General features: G+C 64.0%; 1 protein-coding gene. It reads right to left on the bottom strand.

Going from position 1 to position 763, the window contains the following annotated elements:
* Window positions 1-216: 216 nt before the first annotated feature.
* The coding region (locus tag AC1D00_RS43730) for an outer membrane protein (protein ID WP_477015015.1) at window positions 217-763 on the bottom strand (547 nt) is incomplete at its 5' end.

The following is a 763-nucleotide window of genomic DNA, read 5'->3' as shown; positions in this document are numbered from 1 at the left end:
GCCCGGAACCGGGATCGGCGCCGATGGGGTTGTCAGCGAACGTAGGAAGAACAGCGACGGATTTCCAGTGGGAGTTGCGAATCGTCAACGGATTGTTGGCGTGCTGGCGGCATCTGGCAGCAGCAGGGCGTGCGGAACTGCGCTGAATGTACCGCCAAAACAAAAAGGCCGGCGCGAGGCCGGCCTTTCGTGACGATGTGACGTCGGTGGCGAAGCTCAGTACTTCGCCACGACCGGACCGCCGAAGGTGTAGTTGACGCGGACAGTGCCCATGTCGACGTCCTGCTTGATGCGGTCGATACGGTCGTTGACGCCGAGAACCGTAAAGCTGACATCGCGGCCGCCCATGAACAGATGGTCGTATTCGATCGCAACGGACCAGTTCGGCGCGAAGCCGAATTCGAGGCCGGTGCCGACCGCGCCACCCCAGCGCGTCTCGCTTGCGCTGTCGATGACCACGCCGCCGAACAGGCCGTTGTATTTGGCGTGCGTGACGGCCGCGCCACCCTTCACGTACCAGAGCACGTTGTTCCAGGCATAGCCGACCTGGCCGGTGAACAGGCCGAGCGCATCGATCTTTGTCTGGTTGACCAGCGGCGCGAGCGCTGCGGGCGAGCTCGTGTTCGAGCCCTTCAGGTTGGCCCAGTCGCCCTGAGCTTCGAGGCCGAATACCCAGCTGGCCGACTGCCAGCGATAACCGATTTGGCCACCGACGAGGCCGCCGGTCGCATTGTGACAGCCTTCAGCCGCAACGGGGATGGCC

The sequence above is a fragment of the Bradyrhizobium sp. P2_E8 genome, from assembly GCF_056403875.1.
Note: the sequence above shows the minus strand (reverse complement) of the source record. Positions and strands in the feature narration are given on the sequence as shown.